This window comes from Spirillospora sp. NPDC048819 (assembly GCF_040650055.1).
GTDB lineage: Bacteria > Actinomycetota > Actinomycetes > Streptosporangiales > Streptosporangiaceae > Spirillospora.
On sequence record NZ_JBEZGN010000103.1, the window covers coordinates 1 to 1,390 of the forward strand.

A 1,390-nucleotide genomic window follows, 5' to 3' on the forward strand; every position below is an offset into this window, starting at 1 on the left:
CAGGGCTGATGCGTTCTCATATTGCGAGACCGAGTAGCTGAAGGGCGTGGTCAGGGCGGTCGCGGTAGTGGTCGCAGGCTGCGGCGTGGTTGGTCCAGCCGATGGCTTGCTGGAGGGCGATGGCCAAGTTGCGGATGCTGGCCATCGCGCGGGGTGCGGTGCCGGTGCGGACGCGGGAGGCGTCCTCGGCGAAGGTGACGTCGCGGATGTGGTGCAGGGCTTCCAGCTGCCAGTGGCCGCGAATGTGCGCGGCCAGGTGAGCGGGCCGGGTGCGTTCGGCGGTCAGGCTGGTGACGGCGTAGACGGTGGTGATGGTGGTCTTGCCGGTCACTTGGTCGGTGCGGCGCCGTTTGACCTGGACCGCCTGGGCGGCGTGCGGGAACAGCAGCCCGTCGAGGGTGCAGACCTTCAGGCGGCGGATCTCGTCGCGGCCGTGCCCGCGTTCGCGGGTGCGTTCGCCCAGGGGGACCTCGCGCCAGGGCAGGCGCTTGAGCTGGCGGTGCAGGTACTTCTGGTTCCCCTTGACGATCATGATGTAGTCGGCGTTCTTGGTGGTGACCAGCCAGTCGGCGTGCTCGCGGACGGTGTGCAGCGCGTCGGCGGTGACGACGGCGCCGTGCAGATTCAGCGGTTCCAGCAGGTCGGTGAAGCAGGTGGTCTCGCCGCTCTTGGCGGCGACCTGCCGCTGGCCGAGCACGATCCCGGCGTGCGTGGCGGCGGCCACCAGGTGCGGACGGCCGCCGTCGGTCCGGCGGGCCCCGCGCACGGTCTTGCCGTCCACCGCCACCCCCGGAGCCAGGCCCCGGCACTGGCCGGCATCGGCCGCATCGCTGCTGGTCAGCGCGGCCAGGTAGCTGCCCAGGGCGTCATCGAGCGCGTCGCCGTCCACCCCGGCCAGGATGCGGCCCAGCGTGGTGGCCACCGGCAGCACGGCCTCGCCGTCACCGGTGAGCAGGAAACCCGCAGCAGCCCACACCTGCGGATCGGCCGCACGCGCACGGCGGCAGACCTGCGACAGCGAACGTGCCCCACCCAGCACCGTGACCACGCACAACGCCAGCGCCGGACCGAGCCGGTACCGGCGTCCCCGGCGATCGCGCCGGTCAGGCACCCGATCCAGCACCACGGCCAGCGCCAGCAGATCAAGCGCTTCGGGCACCACCTGCCAGGTGTCGGCCCCGGGCACGTCCTGGCAGTGGCGCGTGAGGGCGTCGAGCAGAGAGGATGGCATGTGAGCGCGGCTCCGTTTTGATCAACCGGTCTAGGCAACCCTGATCATCTGGAGCCGCGCTCGTTCGTTACGGTCTTCTCGCCCCACCCCACGCCCACGCTCGCGAGCGCCGCAGGTCACCCGCCGATCATCTCGCCATCCGAGAACGCATCAGCCCTG

At 71.2% G+C, this 1,390-nt stretch carries 1 protein-coding gene; it reads right to left on the reverse strand.

Annotation, left to right across the window (positions count from 1 at the left end; all coding sequences use genetic code 11):
- Positions 1–16 precede the first annotated feature (16 nt).
- Entirely contained in the window at positions 17–1,231 is a 1,215-nt protein-coding gene (locus tag AB0C35_RS46010; protein WP_358471016.1) for an ISAs1 family transposase, read from the reverse strand.
- Positions 1,232–1,390: the final 159 nt, after the last annotated feature.